This window comes from Citrobacter sp. Colony219 (assembly GCF_019382635.1).
GTDB lineage: Bacteria > Pseudomonadota > Gammaproteobacteria > Enterobacterales > Enterobacteriaceae > Citrobacter > Citrobacter youngae.
Genome location: NZ_CP080033.1, coordinates 1,381,330 through 1,397,145, shown reverse-complemented (window position 1 = coordinate 1,397,145; position 15,816 = coordinate 1,381,330). Strand labels below are relative to the sequence as shown.

The 15,816-nt window shown below is 54.0% G+C and carries 16 protein-coding genes and 1 pseudogene; 4 read left to right on the top strand and 13 right to left on the bottom strand.

From position 1 onward, the window contains the following. Positions 1-34: 34 nt before the first annotated feature. The 9 genes from mmuM to JTI85_RS05895 form a co-directional block, all read right to left on the bottom strand. Entirely contained in the window at positions 35-967 is a 933-nt protein-coding gene (mmuM, locus tag JTI85_RS05935) for a homocysteine S-methyltransferase (protein WP_048212483.1), read from the bottom strand. Next, on the bottom strand, positions 954-2,357 hold the full coding sequence (gene mmuP, locus JTI85_RS05930; RefSeq protein WP_116360937.1) for an S-methylmethionine permease: 1,404 nt from the start codon (positions 2,355-2,357) through the stop codon (positions 954-956). The genes mmuM and mmuP overlap by 14 nt, the downstream gene beginning before the upstream one ends. Before the next feature lie 275 nt (positions 2,358-2,632). Then, on the bottom strand, positions 2,633-3,847 hold the full coding sequence (gene mhpT, locus JTI85_RS05925; protein WP_219352256.1) for a 3-(3-hydroxy-phenyl)propionate transporter MhpT: 1,215 nt from the start codon (positions 3,845-3,847) through the stop codon (positions 2,633-2,635). 68 nt (positions 3,848-3,915) lie between these two features. After that, complete coding sequence (gene mhpE / locus JTI85_RS05920) at positions 3,916-4,929, bottom strand: 4-hydroxy-2-oxovalerate aldolase (RefSeq protein ID WP_101742695.1); 1,014 nt, start codon at positions 4,927-4,929, stop codon at positions 3,916-3,918. Further along, positions 4,926-5,876 (bottom strand): acetaldehyde dehydrogenase, encoded by a 951-nt coding sequence (mhpF, locus tag JTI85_RS05915; RefSeq protein ID WP_003838629.1) that lies wholly within the window; start codon positions 5,874-5,876, stop codon positions 4,926-4,928. Before mhpF ends, mhpE begins: the two co-directional genes overlap by 4 nt. Further along, on the bottom strand, positions 5,873-6,682 hold the full coding sequence (mhpD, locus tag JTI85_RS05910; RefSeq protein WP_101742697.1) for a 2-keto-4-pentenoate hydratase: 810 nt from the start codon (positions 6,680-6,682) through the stop codon (positions 5,873-5,875). Before mhpD ends, mhpF begins: the two co-directional genes overlap by 4 nt. Before the next feature lie 9 nt (positions 6,683-6,691). After that, positions 6,692-7,558: a 2-hydroxy-6-oxonona-2,4-dienedioate hydrolase gene (mhpC, locus tag JTI85_RS05905; protein WP_048212488.1), complete on the bottom strand. Its 867-nt coding sequence runs from the start codon at positions 7,556-7,558 to the stop codon at positions 6,692-6,694. A 28-nt stretch (positions 7,559-7,586) separates the two neighbouring features. After that, positions 7,587-8,531 (bottom strand): 2,3-dihydroxyphenylpropionate/2,3-dihydroxicinnamic acid 1,2-dioxygenase, encoded by a 945-nt coding sequence (gene mhpB / locus JTI85_RS05900; protein WP_061067384.1) that lies wholly within the window; start codon positions 8,529-8,531, stop codon positions 7,587-7,589. 1 nt (position 8,532) lies between these two features. Then, positions 8,533-10,197: a bifunctional 3-(3-hydroxy-phenyl)propionate/3-hydroxycinnamic acid hydroxylase gene (locus tag JTI85_RS05895; protein ID WP_219352255.1), complete on the bottom strand. Its 1,665-nt coding sequence runs from the start codon at positions 10,195-10,197 to the stop codon at positions 8,533-8,535. Positions 10,198-10,388: 191 nt separating this feature from the next. Here JTI85_RS05895 and JTI85_RS05890 point away from each other — a divergent pair, with 191 nt between their 5' ends. The 3 genes from JTI85_RS05890 to catA all read left to right on the top strand — a co-directional run bounded on the left by JTI85_RS05890 (position 10,389) and on the right by catA (position 12,473). Next, entirely contained in the window at positions 10,389-11,201 is an 813-nt protein-coding gene (locus JTI85_RS05890) for a DNA-binding transcriptional regulator (RefSeq protein ID WP_172742554.1), read from the top strand. 134 nt (positions 11,202-11,335) lie between these two features. Continuing rightward, positions 11,336-11,647 (top strand): putative quinol monooxygenase, encoded by a 312-nt coding sequence (locus JTI85_RS05885; protein ID WP_048212491.1) that lies wholly within the window; start codon positions 11,336-11,338, stop codon positions 11,645-11,647. A 148-nt stretch (positions 11,648-11,795) separates the two neighbouring features. Beyond that, positions 11,796-12,473 (top strand): type A chloramphenicol O-acetyltransferase, encoded by a 678-nt coding sequence (catA, locus tag JTI85_RS05880; RefSeq protein ID WP_219352253.1) that lies wholly within the window; start codon positions 11,796-11,798, stop codon positions 12,471-12,473. A 125-nt stretch (positions 12,474-12,598) separates the two neighbouring features. Here catA and JTI85_RS05875 read toward each other — a convergent pair whose 3' ends face one another. The 4 genes from JTI85_RS05875 to JTI85_RS05860 all read right to left on the bottom strand — a co-directional run bounded on the left by JTI85_RS05875 (position 12,599) and on the right by JTI85_RS05860 (position 15,246). Then, positions 12,599-13,051, bottom strand: a complete 453-nt coding sequence (locus JTI85_RS05875) for an acyltransferase (RefSeq protein WP_048212493.1) — start codon at positions 13,049-13,051, stop codon at positions 12,599-12,601. 237 nt (positions 13,052-13,288) lie between these two features. Further along, positions 13,289-14,005: a YebC/PmpR family DNA-binding transcriptional regulator gene (locus tag JTI85_RS05870; RefSeq protein WP_048212494.1), complete on the bottom strand. Its 717-nt coding sequence runs from the start codon at positions 14,003-14,005 to the stop codon at positions 13,289-13,291. A gap of 432 nt (positions 14,006-14,437) precedes the next feature. Continuing rightward, positions 14,438-14,914, bottom strand: a complete 477-nt coding sequence (locus tag JTI85_RS05865; RefSeq protein WP_048212495.1) for a cold-shock protein — start codon at positions 14,912-14,914, stop codon at positions 14,438-14,440. 86 nt (positions 14,915-15,000) lie between these two features. Continuing rightward, positions 15,001-15,246 carry a YmjA family protein gene (locus JTI85_RS05860; RefSeq protein WP_048212496.1) on the bottom strand — a complete coding sequence of 82 codons (246 nt, stop codon included), beginning with the start codon at positions 15,244-15,246 and terminating at the stop codon, positions 15,001-15,003. A 406-nt stretch (positions 15,247-15,652) separates the two neighbouring features. On the opposite strand from JTI85_RS05860, the pseudogene JTI85_RS21740 reads away from it, so the two are divergent. Then, positions 15,653-15,816: pseudogene (locus JTI85_RS21740) on the top strand (MBL fold metallo-hydrolase); the annotation flags it as partial.

Below are 15,816 nucleotides of genomic sequence, written 5' to 3'. Positions count from 1 at the left end.
GGCCTACAGTGAACGATGTAGGCCGGATAAACTCTCAGCTTCGCGCTTTTAGCGCGGCAATATCCGCAGGCGTGGTGCGACAGCACCCGCCAATCAACCGTGCGCCAGCGGCCTGCCACTGCGGCAGATAGTCCGCCAGATGCGCACAATGCTCACCATGATGATGCCAGGTTTTGCTCACGGCATCATACTGCTCGCCCGAGTTCGGATACACCACCAGCGGCAGCGCCGTTAAACCGTGTAAATGCTGCAACGCAGCGGTGGTGTTTTCCAGCGCAATGCAGTTAATACCTAGCGCCACCACCTGCGGATAACCCGCCAGCAACGCAACCACGTCACGCAGCGGCGTACCGTCGCTCAGGTGCTCGCTGTCGCGCAGGGTAAATGAGAACCACGCCCGTGCGCGCGGATACGCGGTCAATAGCTCAGCCAGCGCGCTAATTTCGGCAAAATTTGGCAGGGTTTCACAGGCCAGCAGATCGGCCCCGGCATCCAGTAACGCTTCCACGCGCGGGCGGTGAAACGCCTGAAACTCTTCAGCGCTACGTTGGTAATCACCACGGTATTCAGAACCATCCGCCAGATACGCGCCGTAAGGCCCGACGGACCCTGCTACCAGCAGCGTGCCCGCCTGCGGGTTCTCGGCCAGATACGCTTCACGGGCTTTACGCGCCAGCTCCACGCTTTTACCAATTAGCGCTTTCGACTGCGCTTCATCCAGGCCACGGGCGGCAAACCCCGCCGGTGTCGCCTGGTAGCTGGCGGTAATCGCACACTGCGCCCCTGCCCGGTAGTAATCGAGATGGACTTCGCGGATAAGCTCCGGATTTTCGACCAGCACTTTGGCTGACCACAGGCTGTCGGCTAAGTTACAGCCACGCGCTTCCAGCTCCGTCGCCATCGCACCATCGAGCAGCAGGAAATCCTGTTTATCAAGGATGGCGCTTAACGGATTATTCTGCGACATGTTCGGGCTCCTGTTTGGCTTTACGCGGTTGAGTAAGGAAATAAGCACCATAACACACTGCCACAAACGGTAACCCGCACCACAGCGCAATTCTCTGCGCTGGATCGAATGCCAGCCCGACACAAGCCACCAGGCACAGCACAAATCCCAGTACCGGCACCAGCGGATACCACGGCGCGCGATAATGCAATTCACTCAATGCCTTACCCTGCTGCAGATGACGGCGGCGAAAGACGAAGTGCGAAGCGCAAATGCTCAGCCACACCGCCACCACCGCAAACCCGGAGATTGCCGACAGCGCAACAAATACCGTATCCGGAGCCACCACGCTGGAAAATAGCGCCAGTACGCCACCAAGCATGCTGACCGACAGCGCCGTCAGCGGCACGCCGTTTTTCGTTACTCGCGCAAAACAGGCCGGTAGCGTACGTTCATTTGACAGCGACCACAGCATGCGCCCGGAGGCATACAACCCGGAATTTGCCGCAGAAAGAATAGCCGTCAGGATCACGAAGTTAAAAATATCGGCGGCGTACGGAATCCCCACCTTCTCAAACACCAGCACAAACGGGCTTTTCTCCACGCCCGCCTGCTGCATTGGGATCAGCGCCGCCAGCACAAACACGGTGCCGATAAAGAAAATAATCAGTCGCGCGATGGTGGTACGAATCGCCACCGGAATGACCTTGCGCGGGTTTTCTGTTTCTCCGGCGGCAATACCGATAAGCTCGGTTCCCGAAAAAGCAAAATTCACCGCCACCATCGTCATCAGGATCGGTAAACCACCGTGTGGGAACCAGCCTTCCGCCGTGATATTACTCAGTCCCGGCGCGGGCGAGCCATCCTGCATTGGGATAAAACCAAAAATCGCCGCCCCACCGAGGATGATAAAGGCGATGATAGTGACCACTTTTACCAGCGAGAACCAGAACTCCCCTTCGGCAAAAAAGCGCGTGGAGATAACGTTGAGGGCAAAAATAATCGCGCAAAACACCACGCACCAGACCCATACCGGTACCTGCGGAAACCAGTACTGCATACAGAATCCGGCGGCGGTAAAACTCGAACCCAGCGCCACAGTCCAGGTCAGCCAGTAGAGCCAGGCCACGGTATATCCCGTTGCAGGGCCAAGATAACGAGCAGCATAGACGTGAAACGCCCCGGTCTCCGGCATCGCGACCGACAGCTCGCCCAGACACTGCATAACCAACCAGACCACCAGCGCGCCAATCAGATAAGCCAGCAGCGTTCCCGCCGCCCCGGTGGTGGAGATGATGTACCCGGTATTGAAGAATAACCCTGTGCCAATCACGCCGCCTAAGGAGAGCATAATCAGGTGACGCGTTTTCATTGTGCGCTTCAGTGGCGCATTTTGTTGTGTTGTTTGCATATAACCTTCTGAACGTATGGACATCTAAACATCCAAAGAAGGTTTGTTATACCGCGTTTGTTAACAGAATGCAAAGTCAACCCTGCACCAGGCGCAGATGCCCACGCCGGGCGCTTAATATCGGATGGGGATTAATAATCAAATACAAAAAGGGCCGCCAGCTCATAACGCCTCCGTTGCCAGGCTTTATGTAAACTCTGGCAACGTCCTCACCGACTGGCGTTCACCCGGAAGTGGGAACCGTATCTCCCCTGCTCATACTACCGAATGAGCGCTTAAGCACCGCTGGCAGGGATCGGCATCTGTGATTTGCGGCTCATCAGGATAAATACCGCCAGGCCTGCCAGCAATATCCCCGGCGCAGAAGCCGCCATCACCCCTACCGTTCCGGTGCCGAGCGCTAACATTTTCCCTGCCAGCAGCGGACCGCTCATCGCGCCCAGACGACCGACGGCGACGGCGGTGCCCACGCCGGTGGCGCGGATCTGCGTGCTGTAAAACAGCGGTGCCAGCGCATACAGCACGCTTTGCCCCCCGGTGGCAAACATCCCCGCCACGAATCCCGCCATCAACATGCCGCTCAATGACGACACCGTCCCCAGCGCCAGCAATGATGCCAGCATCCCGGTGTAGATCAGCAGCGACATGACCACCGGACGCAGTTTGTCCATCAACGCCCCGAGGATTAAGGTGCCGCTGGCCGCGCCAATTTGCAGGGCAAACATCACGCCCGCCGCCTGCGAGGGCTGAAAGCCCTGCCCGACCAGCAGCATCGGCAGCCAGTTGATCAGCATATACACCACCAGCAGGGTGAAGAAATAGCACAGCCACAGCAGCAGCGTGGCTGTCGCGGTAGTTGGCGCAAACAGCGCGCGCAGCGGCGCGGCAGCCACCTGCGTTTGTTGGGCGTAAACCTGCGATTCCGGCAACCAGCGCATCAACAGCGGTACCAGCAGCAGCGGGATCACCCCGCCAACCCAGAACACCGTTTGCCAGGCGGAGGCCAGACCGCTAAACCCGAGCGCTGCCGCGAGCGCCGCGCCAATCGGCACACCGCAATACATCAGGCTCACCGCCGTACCACGAAAACGCGGGCCCGCCGCCTCGGAGGTCAGCGCGATCAGGTTCGGCAACGCCGCGCCCAGCCCGACGCCGGTCATCAGACGAGCAAACACCAGCGATGAGAAATCCCAGGATATCGCCGTTGCCAGCGAGAACAGACCGAACAGCGCCACAGAGGCAATAAGAATGCGTTTGCGGCCATAGCGATCGGCCAGCATGCCGCCCACCAGCGCGCCGGGCAGCAGCCCGAGAATGCCCGCGCTGAAGATCCAGCCCATCTGCATTTTATCCAGCGCAAACGCGTGAGCGATACCGACGGCAGCGATCCCGGCAGCCTGTAAATCCAGCCCTTCCATCAGGGCGACTAAAAAACACAGCCCGACGGTCAACGTCAGGCGGGATGAGGATGCGGGGGTACGAGTAGTCATAAGATGTACCTCTGAGGTCACGATGCAGGTGAATCGCGGCTGATACGTTGCCAGCCGCGTAATCATTTTTATTTGCTATTGCGCAGATCCAGCGCCACGTCGACGATCATATCTTCCTGGCCGCCAACCATCCGGCGTTTGCCCAGTTCAACCAGAATATCTACCGCGCTCAGGCCATAACGCGCCGCTGCCACTTCGCAGTGGCGCAGGAAGCTGGAGTACACTCCGGCATAGCCCAGCGCCAGCGTTTCGCGATCCACCCGCACCGGGCGGTCCTGCAGCGGACGCACCAGATCGTCGGCAGCGTCCATCAGCGCATAGAGATCGGTGCCGTGCTGCCAGCCAAGCTTATCCGCCGCGGCGATAAATACCTCCAGCGGCGCGTTGCCTGCGCCTGCGCCCATACCGGCCAGGCTCGCATCGATGCGGTCACAGCCCTCTTCCACCGCGGCAATCGAGTTCGCCACGCCGAGGCTCAGGTTGTGGTGGGCGTGCATCCCGGTTTCTGTTTCCGGCTTCAGCACCGCTTTCAGGGCGCGGAAGCGGTCACGGATATCAGACATGTTCATCGCCCCGCCGGAATCGACCACATAGATACAGGTCGCGCCGTAGTTTTCCATCTGCTTCGCCTGCTGTGCGAGGTTTTCCGGCGTGGTCATATGGCTCATCATCAGAAAGCCGACGGTGTCCATACCTAACTCGCGCGCATACTGAATATGCTGGGCCGACACGTCCGCTTCGGTGCAGTGGGTCGCCACGCGTACGACGCGCGCCCCAGCCTGATATGCATTTTTCAGGTCATGAATCGTGCCGATGCCCGGCAACAGCAGCGTGGCGATCTTAGCGTGCTTGACCACGTCCGCCGCCGCTTCAATCCACTCCAGGTCGCTGTGCGCGCCAAAGCCGTAGTTAAAACTGGAACCCTGCAGACCGTCGCCGTGCGCCACCTCAATGGAATCGACCCGTGCGTCGTCCAACGCTTTGGCAATCTGGCGCACGTTTTCCAGCGAATATTGATGACGAATGGCGTGCATACCGTCGCGCAGGGTCACGTCAGAGATATAGAGTTTTTTACCGTTCATGCTGCTTCTCCTGCCTGACGAGTGAGTGACTGCGCCATCTTCTCAGCGGTCGCCAGCGCACTGGAGGTCATAATATCGAGATTGCCCGCGTAGGCTGGCAGATAGTGCGCCGCGCCTTCCACTTCCAGATAGACGGCGGTTTTCAGCCCGGAGAACTGACCGATACCCGGCAGATTGACCGGTTTATCCTGCGGGATCACTTCAAACTGGACACGCTGTTTCAGACGATAGCCCGGCACGTACGCCTGCACCGCCGCCGCCATCTCATTAATCGATGCTTCAACTTCAACCTCAGAGGCCGCTTCGCTCAGCACATACACCGTGTCGCGCATCATCAGCGGCGGCTCGGCCGGGTTAAGGACGATAATCGCTTTACCTTTTGCCGCGCCGCCAACCACTTCAATCGCCTTCGAGGTGGTTTCGGTAAACTCATCGATATTAGCGCGCGTACCAGGACCTGCAGATTTACTGGCGATCGAGGCGATAATTTCGGCGTAATGGACTTTTGCCACGCGAGAAACTGCCGCCACCATCGGGATAGTCGCCTGCCCGCCGCAGGTCACCATATTAACGTTCTGCTGATCAACGTTGGCCTCCAGATTCACCACCGGCACGCAGTACGGACCGATCGCCGCGGGCGTCAGGTCGATCAGGCGGATGGCTGGTTTAACGGCGCGCAGCGCGGCGTCGTTCTTCACATGCGCGCCTGCGCTGGTGGCATCAAAAACAATGTCGATATCGGCGAATTCCGGCATGGCGATAAGCCCTGTCACCCCTTCATGGGTGGTGGCAACGCCCATGCGTCGGGCACGCGCCAGACCATCAGAATCTGGATCGATACCGACCATCACCGCCATTTCCAGATGCTTCCCGTGACGCAGAATTTTTATCATCAAATCGGTACCGATGTTGCCGGAGCCGATAATGGCGACTTTACGCTTACTCATGACTGACTTCCTCTTGTAACCGCCGCTGAAAAAGTGGCGGCAACTGAACCAATACCGTCGATATGGGCCTCGAAACGATCGCCCGCATTCACCGCCACCATCGGGCCTAACGCTCCGGTGAGAATGATATCTCCGGCACGTAGCGGCTCGCCGAGGCTGGCCATTTTGCGCGCCAGCCAGACGGCGGCGTTGATCGGATGTCCCAGGCATTCGCTGCCGCGTCCGCTGGAAACCTCTTCGTTGTTGCGCGTCATTTTCATCGCGCAGTTTTTCAGATCTAATCCTGCCGGACGCTGTGCCGGGCCGCCGACCACATACACCCCGCAGGAGGCGTTATCCGCCACGGTATCAACAAACTTGATTGACCAGTCACGGATACGGCTGCCGACCACTTCCAGCGCGGGCAGCACCCACTCGATGGCGTTATACAGCTCGTCAAAAGTAGTGTCGGCATTGGGCAGATCGCGGTTCAGCACCAGCGCGATTTCCGCTTCAATACGCGGTTGCAGCACGCGCTCAAACGCAATGGTGTCGTTATCGCCGTAGCACATGTCGGCAAACAGCGTGCCGAAGTCCGGCTGATCGACGCCCAGTTGCTGCTGCACTTTCGGGTGCGTCAGCCCTACTTTGCGCCCGACCACGCGCCGCCCACGCGTCACCTCGTACTGCACATTGATGCGTTGAATGGCGTAAGCCGCTTCGCCGTTGTCCACGCCGATCAGTTCACGCAGCGGGGCAATGGCTTCCCCTTTTTCCTCCGCCAGACGTAAATCGGCGGCTAACTGCTCAAGATTAAGATTGGTCATGTCCGTTCCTTAAGGGCGTGCGAGGAAATTCAACACCAGCTGATTAAAGGCATCCGCATGTTCCCACTGCGCCCAGTGTCCGCAGTCGCGGTAGATGTGCAGCTCAGAACCGGCAATCCCGGAGAGCAGGCGCAGACCAGCATCCATCGGCACGAAGCGGTCATTGCGTCCCCAGACAATCAGGGTCTGGGCTTTAATTTCCCCCAGGCGCGGGCCGAAGTCCGGGAACTGTTTCGGGTTGGCTTCGAGGCTTTTCACAAAGTTATCCAGGTGATCGCGGCGCGACAGCATATTGTTCAGACGCGCTTCAAACAGCGCCTCAGTGAGATCGCTGGTATCGAAGACAAAGATATCCATCATCAGCTTCAGGTTCTCGATAGTTGGCGCGCGGTACAGCTGATTCAGCCGCTTAATACCTTCGGTCGGCATCGGCGTAAACAGACTCATGCCGCCCGTCCCGCCGCCCATCAGCACCAGCTTGCCCACGCGCTCCGGCCAGCTCAGGGTGAACGCCACGGAACTGTGGCCGCCCATCGAGTTGCCCAGCAGGTGGATTTTCTGAATATCCAGTTGATCGACTACGCTTTTCAGGATGCGGGCGTTGAGATCGGATCGCGAACCGCGGTTAACGATCCCATCGCTTTTACCCCAGCCAGGACAATCCAGCAGGATCACCCGGTATCCGGCCTGTACCAGCGGATCAATATTGCGGCTGAAGTTTGCCCAGCCCGTCGCGCCAGGACCGGAGCCGTGCAGCAGCACGACGGTCTCTTCGCCCTGTCCACAGTCATTGAAATGCACGCGTAGTGTTTCGCCTGCTTCCTGCACCTCCAGAAAACGACTGGTCGCGGCTTCGGTTTGCGGTTGATAAGTCATGGTTTTCTCCTGCATATTCAGTTCTGTTTCAGTTCTGTGTGGTGGCGCTCAGGGAGCCGAATCCGGCGATCCACTCTGGGATCGGGCGGTAATAACGGCCTTCGCTGCGCCAGTTGCCAAAGGCAGAAATGGCGGCGAAGGCGGCAACCCAGGTTTTTACTTCGTGCGTTGATTTGCCCGCCATCGCGGACAACTCTTCGTTACTGACCGCGTCCAGCTCCTGCAAACGCCCCTGCTCAAGCAGGCTCATAAAGCGGTTATCCCAGACAGGGTTCAGCGGATGCAGCGAGTTTTGATCGGCCACGAACTTCTCGGCGGCGCTGATCACCCGCTGCTGGCGCAGCTCGCGCTCGTTTTCGGGCAGTTGTTTACCGCTGCCAAGCAGACGGTCGCGCATATGAGCATCGGCCTTCGCCAGCTCCGGTACCGGCGGCTGATGCGACAGCCCGCCGGAGCCTAAAAACAGTACGCGTTTATTCAATGAGCTGGCGAAACGGCCAATCGCTTCCCCGAGCATGCGGGTACGCTGAAAGCCTGGCAGCGGCGTGGCGACACCGTTAATAAACACCGGCAGCACAGGCACCTTATCCAGCCCACCAAGCAAGAACTCCAGCGGCTGGGCGAAACCATGATCGACCTGCATGTTGTAGGACACGGCGAGATCGATGCCGCTTTTCATCACCGCGTGGGCGCAGGCTTCAGCGAGATCTGTCGGCACTGGCAGTTCTCCCGCTGCGCTGCCGAAATCGCCGATCGCCGTAGCTCCCACGCCTAAACAGAACGGCGGCATCACGTCGTAGAAAAAACCGTTGTAGTGATCGGGGGCAAACAGAACTACAAGTTCCGGGTCGAACGCCGCAATACGCGCCCGGGCGCTGGCGATCACGCCGTTAACCTCATCAAGCACAGCCTGTGCTGGGTCGACATAGCCCACCAGCGGCGAGTGGGAAAGACAGTGAAGATAAGCGTGCATATCAGGCCACCTTTTCAACAGGAATATCGGCAGTAGCGCGGGTAAGCGTCATCACCGACGCCAGTTTATTCAGGGTACTGCCCAGAGTTTGCGGAATAGCGATGGCGGCCACAAAGCGGTCCGGCCGCATCACCACCAGCGAAGCGTTGTACTGGGCAAACCACGTGCGCAGGCGGTTTTGCGTATCGCCAATGCGGATAACGCCGTCATAGTTATCCTGCTCGGTATGAATCTGCGTATCCGGCACCACCTGGATAAACCGCGTGCCCAACGCCTGCCACTGTTGGATCTGCGCCTCGCTCATGCCCCACAGCGGGTTACAACCCCAGCCAATCACCGCAAAATTCGGCCCGATGACATTGTCGAGCAGCGTCACGTCACCCGATTCCAGCGTCACCTTCGGCTGGATAAACATCTTGCCGACCGGAGACGTTTTCGCGTCGCCTTCACGTACCAGTGCCCCGACGTGGTACTGCGGCATCGGCTTAAATCGCATTTCGAGGAAGTAGCGTTTGACCGGCGGAATGTAGTTCAGCAGCCAGGAAACCCCGTCGCGTACAGCACCGTGCCAGCGTTTTGGCGGCGCAAGTACGTTGCCAGCGGTCACGGAGAGGTCGATCATTGCTTTGGCGTGGTCGCGGCGTTCCTGCTGGTAGGTATCCAGCAGCGCATCACCAGCTTTGCCCTTAATGACCAGCGCCAGTTTCCACGCCAGGTTGAAGGCATCGCGCATGCCGCTGTTGTACCCCTGCCCCTGCCAGACCGGCATAATGTGCGCCGCATCGCCGGCCAGCAGCACGCGGTCAATGCGAAAACGTTCGGCCAGACGGGCGTTATGGGTATACACACGCTGGCGGATCAGTTCGACGTTATCCGGGTTCGGCAGCACTTTGCTCAGCAACTGGCGCATATTTTGCGGCTCGCTGAGCTGCGCTTCGGTTTCTCCCGGCATCACCATAAATTCAAAGCGGCGCACCGCATGTGGCAGCGCAGCGGAGACATACGGGCGCACCGGATCGCAGCACAGATACACATGCGGCGTGCTGAGCGGATCGTTGGCGATATCCACCACAATCCACTGATTCGGCGCGGTTTTGCCTTCAAACGGCACGTTCAGCGAGCGTCTGACGTTGCTGGCCCCACCGTCGCAGGCCACCAGCCACTGGGCCTTCACCGTTTCACGTTGACCGTCCGGCGTTTTCAGATTCAGCGTCACTTCGCCGTTTTGCTGGCTGAAGGCCTCCAGTTCGCGGGAGAACAGGCAGCGCACGTTGGGAAAACGCGACAACCCTTCCAGCATCACCGCATCCACCTGTGGTTGAATAAACGCGTTACGGCGCGACCAGCCAAATTCGTCAGTCATCGGCTGGATATCAGCAAAGCAGCGGCCTTTCGGGGTGAGAAAGCGCATCGCGTGCCACGGCGTGGTGTGCGGCAAAACGCGCTCGACCAGCCCCACAGACTGCATGGTGCGCAACGCTTCATCGTCAATGCCGATGGCTCGGGGATAGTCGATCAGCGTGTCGAGCTTCTCTACTACCAATACCTCAATGCCCATCTGGCCAAGATAGTTGGCCATCATTAGCCCCACCGGGCCGGCACCGGCAATCGCCACCTGCACGGTGTGCTGCACAGCGGGTTGGATATCAGGGTTTATTGTTGTCATTTCAGAACCTCACGACTCGGACAAAACGCAATTGCAGACCCTGGCGAGGCGCAATTCATTTTGTTAAAAAGATGTAAATTATTTTTTATTGTGCGGTCAGTATAGGAGTGAGTTTTTGCGCTACAATCAAAACATGCCTGGATGTGCACTAAGTGCACAACTTTGTTTTACCTGTAGATTTGTCAATAAATATGAAAAATGATGACGGTACTGAATACAAAACCGTACGCGGATTAACGCGCGGATTAATGTTATTAAATATGTTAAACCGGCTCGATGGTGGAGCCAGCGTTGGCCTGCTGGCTGAGCTGAGCGGCCTGCACCGCACTACGGTCAGGCGGCTGCTGGAAACGTTGCAGGATGAGGGTTACGTCCGACGCAGCCTGTCCGATGACAGCTTTCGCTTAACCATCAAGGTCCGTCAGCTTAGCGAGGGATTTCGTGACGAGCAGTGGATTTCTGCGCTGGCCGCCCCGCTGCTGGGGGATTTGCTGCGCGAGGTGATCTGGCCGACCGACGTTTCCACGCTGGATGTGGACGCGATGGTGGTACGTGAAACAACCCACCGCTTCAGCCGCCTGTCGTTTCACCGGGCGATGGTCGGGCGTCGTTTGCCATTGCTGAAAACCGCTTCCGGCATGACCTGGCTGGCATTTAGCCCGGAGAATGAACGTCAGGAACTGATTGAAATGCTGGCCTCCCGGCCAGGAGAAGAGTTCCAGCTGGCGCGCGAACCCTTAAAGCTCGACGCCATTTTGACCCGGGCGCGGAAAGACGGTTTTGGTCAGAACTATCGCGGCTGGGATCAGGAGGAGAAAATCGCTTCTATCGCCGTCCCCATCCGTAGCGGACAGCGGGTGATCGGCTGCCTGAATCTGGTGTATATGGCCAGCGCCATGACCATCGAACAGGCCGCAGAAAAGCATCTTCCGGCCTTACAAAGGGTGGCGAAACAGATTGAGGACGGCGTCGAGTCGCAGGAGATTTTGGTTGCCGGGAGGTGAAGTGGATCACAGTTATGCGCATCATCTGATTGATAGTTGGGATGACTCACTCATCAGCCGATATCACGCGGTGTCATCTTGCTTTAATGATATCTTCATTGCAGAGTGTGCATTCATTTTTGCCAGGAGGCTGCATGTTAAAGGTCATTGCCGAGGATTTCATCAAACCTGAGTATATTGAAACCGTTCTCCCGTTGTATCGTGAGCTAATATCGGCCACCAGGAAAGAACCGCGCTGCATTGCTTATGACCTCTATATTGATGAAAAAGATCCGGGCCATTTTATTTTCATCGAAGAATGGCCAGACCACGCGGCTCTCGATGAACATTGTGCCAGTGAGCATTTCCGGCGACTTGTGCCGTTAATCGATCAATACACGCGCAAAGAAGCACGTTACACACTGATGAATGACATCGTAAATCCAGGGGCGCAAAGTCTCTTGTGAAGAGGCTTTAATCTTTCTTCCTGTATAAGGATACGCTACTCTCGCAAATGCGTTCGCTGGTAACATGCTTCGGGACATGCAGCCTGATTACGTCACGGAAAGACTTAGGCTAAAATATGATATTTGATTGCAAATCAAAGGATAAAAAGTGAAAAAAACAACTCCAGAATATACGGCTGTTGACTTGTCTCGTTGGCCAAGGAAAGAGCATTTTGAGGTATTTCAGTCTTTTGCTCAAAGTACAATTAACCAAACTGTTCTGTTAGACATTACCGCAGTACTAAAACATATAAAAGAGATTGGCTGGAAATTTTACCCTACTATGATTTCCCTCCTTGCTAAAGTTGTCAACAAGCATACTGAATTCCGTATGGCTATAAAGAACAATGAGCTTGTCATATGGAATGAAATTCATCCAAGCTATACCATTTTCCATAATGAAACTGAGACTTTTTCATCATTATGGAGCCGCTACGATGGCAATATTCATCACTTCCAAAACACTTATTCAGAAGACGTTGCACGCTATTGTAATAATCTTTCTTATTGGCCGAAGGAAGAGTCTCCGGAAAATGTATTTTTTGTATCGGCTATCCCTTGGGTAAGTTTTACCAGTTTTAATATCAACATTGCGAACATGCAGAACTTTTTTGCCCCCATGTTCACACTTGGGAAATACTATGAACAAGATGGGAAAGTAGTGTTACCTCTCGCCGTTCAGGTACATCACTCCGTGTGCGATGGCTTCCATTTAGCACGATTAATCAATGAACTACAGGAAATGAGTCATGACCTACGGCACCATTCAGAGGAACGCAACGTCTGATGCAGCAGACGTTTCTTTATATGGCGTGAGCAGCAAGAATAGTCGCCATGTCCGCAAACAAGAGGGGTCGACATGAACGGTCTGGGAAGAACATAAATTTGGGTTCGCAATGGCAAGGGTAATACTTAAAGCTTTCGCAAAAGTCTGGCCGGATTGCCAGCATACACGCCTTTTACCAGCACGGGCTTTATCACCACACTACCGGCACCAATCACCGCACCACTGCAAATTTCCGTTGTTAAAATTGTGGCTCCACTGCCCACCGTTACTGCGTTACCTAATACAATATTAATCCAGCTTTTTGCAGAAGCGTCAGGACTTCCGCTCTTGAAAAGATCGTTAGCAAAGGTCACGCCATGCCCTATAAAGCAGTCCTCGCCTAAGGTAACGTTTTCACAGATGAAAGTATGGGACTGCACTTTAGTTCTGTCGCCTATGACACATCCCTTTTGTATCTCAACAAATGGCCCGACAAACACATCATGGCCCAACTCGCATTCATAAAGATTCACAGGCATGACTATTGTGACATTTTCACCTTGTTTTACGTCACGAATACCACTTTCAATAATATTCATATCAGCACTGTCCTTACTCAAGATAATACGCTTCAGTATTGAAGACCTGAACTTGCAGGAGCGCCTTTGCCATTTATTATCAGATAGTTTAGGCCAGGAATTTCAATTGATGCGTTTCTTTTAGCGATAGTATTTTTATCTATTCGTTATAATCAACACATCTTATCAGACATGTTGATCATAACAAACTTACAATTTATAAAATCTGCCATAATGACAGATTTCTTTAATTTATAATCAGAGATTTGCAACGTTATGATATACTTTTTGAACATCATCATCATCTTCAAGGGCATCAACAAGTCCTTCAAAGATTTCTAAATCTTCTGGTGAAAGTTCAACTTCTGATTGAGCAATCATTTCTAATTCTGTGGTTGAGAATTCAGTAATCCCAGCTGCTTTGAGGGCTGCAATTCCTTTATGAAGATCTGTAGATTCAGTATAAATAATGATGTTGCCTTCTTCTTCGGTAACATCACGTACATCCACTTCAGCATCAAGTAAAATTTCAAAAATACGGTCAGGGTCTGTTCCCGCAAATACAATCACGCCAGTATTGTCAAACATATAGCTGACAGCACCCGCCGCGCCAATATTCCCGCCTTTTTTATTGAAGATTGAGCGAATATTAGCAATCGTGCGGTTAACGTTTGAAGTCAGGGTTTCAGCGATAATCATGGAACCACTTGGACCAAAGCCTTCATAACGCCCTTGCATGAACGTTTCGTCGCTGCCACCTTTGGCTTTATCAATAGCTTTATCAATAACGTGCTTTGGAACCTGGGCTTGTTTCGCACGTTCAATAACGAATTTTAAAGCTGTGTTTAATTCTGGGTCTGGTTCACCTTGTTTAGCCGCAGCATAGATTTCCACACCGAATTTGGAATATACTTTAGACGTTGCACCGTCTTTAGCCGTTTTTTTACCAACAATATTGGCCCATTTACGTCCCACTGGAATAGTCTCCTCGAAAATTTATTTACATGACAGGCAGCTTAATAAGCTGCCTGTTTTTCCCGCCATATTATATCACTATATGTAAATTCTCGTCTATGAGAAATAAAAACATCCAAACCTTACGGAGTGTTACTTTAATTTCATCAATAATTAACATTATGGATAAGTTACTACATTACTTTCTGCTGATTTTTCTATTTTTATTTTTAACACTGGCGCAGCAGCAATAATAGATAAGACAAGAGAATCAAAAGTAATAACCCCGGCAAAGTACCACTTTCACTTCTTATATAAAACGTTCACATCTGCTTCTGACACAAAGCAGCTTTTGCGCCCATATACCTACCCGATCTGACTGAATGCAAAAAAAAACCGAAACCCTGCTTTTGAAAAGAGCAGCGTTTCGGCATTCATTCACTCTGAAGGACGTCAGACTTTCAGCAGCTTCACCGTCTCGTCGATGTCGATTTCATCTTCCGAGAAGATCAGCGTCGTGCCCTGGAAGGTAGTGATCGCCAGCTTTTTCAGTGTGCGCATTTCGCCAGGCTTCACGTCTGATTTCGGTCGTATGCTGTTCATCAGCACGCCGACAGACAGCACCGCGTTTTCTTTGTCGATACGGGTTTCAACCGGCACTTCTTCGCTGTACACCAGGTATGACTTGATCGCCGTGAGCTTCAGGCGCTCGCCCGCGATATAGATGTACTTGCTGTCGGGTATGACTTTCACCGCATAGGCAGACAGGCCTTTGTTGTTGGTGGTGGGTTCAAAAGTCACCGCCGCGTCTTTCTTGATCAGCTCAGGATTAGCAACCTTAATCACATGAAAATAGCGGTTGTCGCCGTTTTCATCTTTGATAAATCCAAAGCCTTTATCTTTAAACCACGTTGTGATTGTTCCGTTCATTGCTGTTTCCGCCTGATTAAACCGAATACTCGTAGAGTATACCTACTCAATTTGCGCGCAGTGTAAAACACAGGCCCCGTCTTTGGCTACTCGTTACCCCAGCGATTGAGGAACTCCGCAATGTCATCAATACGCTGTGCGTCGACGCCGGCGACAGTTGCCATCTCCTGCTGCGCGTCTTCGCTGATTTCTTCGTTGTTCATCAAACGGGTGATCAGTTGCTGGAAGTAGTGCGCCAGCGCATCGCGTTCGGCATCGTTCACCGGCTTTGCAGCCTCAGTCGCGTACTCATCAGCGATATCATAATATTTTAGCGGAATGTCGTTGTTCATCAGGTGCTCCGGGGTAAATGCGTGTGCCAGCAGTTGCCTGCCGCGTCTGGAGCGAATGATAGCATTGTTATTTCATGGTTCGCGATCTGTTTCCTGGCTGTAATGTGTTGCATAAATCAACAATATTGTCTGGAGCCACTTCGCATTTAATTAATTCTCCTGAATTAAAATGACTGTTTCTTTATTTAGCTCGGTATAATAGCCGCAGAGTAAATAATGCAGAAAAAAGGAAAGTATACGTTTATTAATTTAGATAATGAGACGGCGATTAAACGCCATAAATAACGTTCTCTGCAGGCTGGATGCGATTGGCCCAATCCCATCGTTAGTCGCCCATTTGCCCACATTCATCTTCTGGACAACACTCTACGATGATACCACTGACCCAACACGCAGAGCGCACACCATGAACATCACGCAAATCCGTAACGCCACGCAGCACATCACCTTTGGTGGCAAAAGCTTTCTGATCGATCCTATGCTGGCGGCAAAAGGTACTTATCCGGGTTTTACCGGAACGGCTCGCGCCGAGATCCGCAATCCGACCGTCGATCTACCCGTCGATATCGA

What these genes read in the sequence shown, in the direction of transcription:
- mmuM (WP_048212483.1), bottom strand. Translation starts at nt 967, where the DNA reads ATGTCGCAGAATAATCCGTTAAGCGCCATCCTTGATAAACAGGATTTC.
- mmuP (WP_116360937.1), bottom strand. Translation starts at nt 2,357, where the DNA reads ATGCAAACAACACAACAAAATGCGCCACTGAAGCGCACAATGAAAACG.
- mhpT (WP_219352256.1), bottom strand. Translation starts at nt 3,847, where the DNA reads ATGACTACTCGTACCCCCGCATCCTCATCCCGCCTGACGTTGACCGTC.
- mhpE (WP_101742695.1), bottom strand. Translation starts at nt 4,929, where the DNA reads ATGAACGGTAAAAAACTCTATATCTCTGACGTGACCCTGCGCGACGGT.
- mhpF (WP_003838629.1), bottom strand. Translation starts at nt 5,876, where the DNA reads ATGAGTAAGCGTAAAGTCGCCATTATCGGCTCCGGCAACATCGGTACC.
- mhpD (WP_101742697.1), bottom strand. Translation starts at nt 6,682, where the DNA reads ATGACCAATCTTAATCTTGAGCAGTTAGCCGCCGATTTACGTCTGGCG.
- mhpC (WP_048212488.1), bottom strand. Translation starts at nt 7,558, where the DNA reads ATGACTTATCAACCGCAAACCGAAGCCGCGACCAGTCGTTTTCTGGAG.
- mhpB (WP_061067384.1), bottom strand. Translation starts at nt 8,531, where the DNA reads ATGCACGCTTATCTTCACTGTCTTTCCCACTCGCCGCTGGTGGGCTAT.
- JTI85_RS05895 (WP_219352255.1), bottom strand. Translation starts at nt 10,197, where the DNA reads ATGACAACAATAAACCCTGATATCCAACCCGCTGTGCAGCACACCGTG.
- JTI85_RS05890 (WP_172742554.1), top strand. Translation starts at nt 10,389, where the DNA reads ATGAAAAATGATGACGGTACTGAATACAAAACCGTACGCGGATTAACG.
- JTI85_RS05885 (WP_048212491.1), top strand. Translation starts at nt 11,336, where the DNA reads ATGTTAAAGGTCATTGCCGAGGATTTCATCAAACCTGAGTATATTGAA.
- JTI85_RS05875 (WP_048212493.1), bottom strand. Translation starts at nt 13,051, where the DNA reads ATGAATATTATTGAAAGTGGTATTCGTGACGTAAAACAAGGTGAAAAT.
- JTI85_RS05865 (WP_048212495.1), bottom strand. Translation starts at nt 14,914, where the DNA reads ATGAACGGAACAATCACAACGTGGTTTAAAGATAAAGGCTTTGGATTT.
- JTI85_RS05860 (WP_048212496.1), bottom strand. Translation starts at nt 15,246, where the DNA reads ATGAACAACGACATTCCGCTAAAATATTATGATATCGCTGATGAGTAC.